This window comes from Pseudoduganella danionis (assembly GCF_009720775.1).
GTDB classification, from domain to species: Bacteria; Pseudomonadota; Gammaproteobacteria; order Burkholderiales; family Burkholderiaceae_D; genus Rugamonas; species Rugamonas danionis.
This window is the reverse complement of record NZ_WNKW01000034.1, coordinates 1-448: the sequence shown is the minus strand read 5'-3', so window position 1 is coordinate 448 and position 448 is coordinate 1. Positions and strand designations below refer to the sequence as shown.

The 448-nt window shown below is 67.4% G+C and carries 1 pseudogene; it reads left to right on the top strand.

Annotated elements, in window-relative coordinates:
- Nucleotides 1-448, top strand: a pseudogene (locus tag GM655_RS22820) (heme utilization protein); the annotation flags it as partial.

The following is a 448-nucleotide window of genomic DNA, read 5'->3' as shown; positions in this document are numbered from 1 at the left end:
TGACCCCGGCCAGCATCGCAGCACTGGAAACGGCCGATCTGGCAGAAATCCGCACGGCGGCCATCGCGGCGCTGACGACGGCCCAGGTGGCCGGCATGAGCACCAACCAGATCAACACGCTGAGCACTGCCTTGCTGAGCACGCTGAGCAATGCTGCCGTGGGCGCGTTGACCACGGCCCAGATCGTTGCCCTGACCACCGCGCAACTGAGTGCACTGACCACGGGCCAGGTCTCGGCCCTGACGGCCGCCAGCGTCGGCGCGCTCGAAGTGGCTGACCTGTCCGGTCTGACCACGGCCAGTGTGGCGCTGTTGCGCAGCGCCCAGTTGTCGGCCCTGAGCACGGACCAACTGGCAGCACTGTCGACCAACCAGATGCTGGCGCTGACGGCCGCGGCATTCGGTGCACTGAATACGCGCCAGATCGGCGGCTTGACGACGGACCAGAG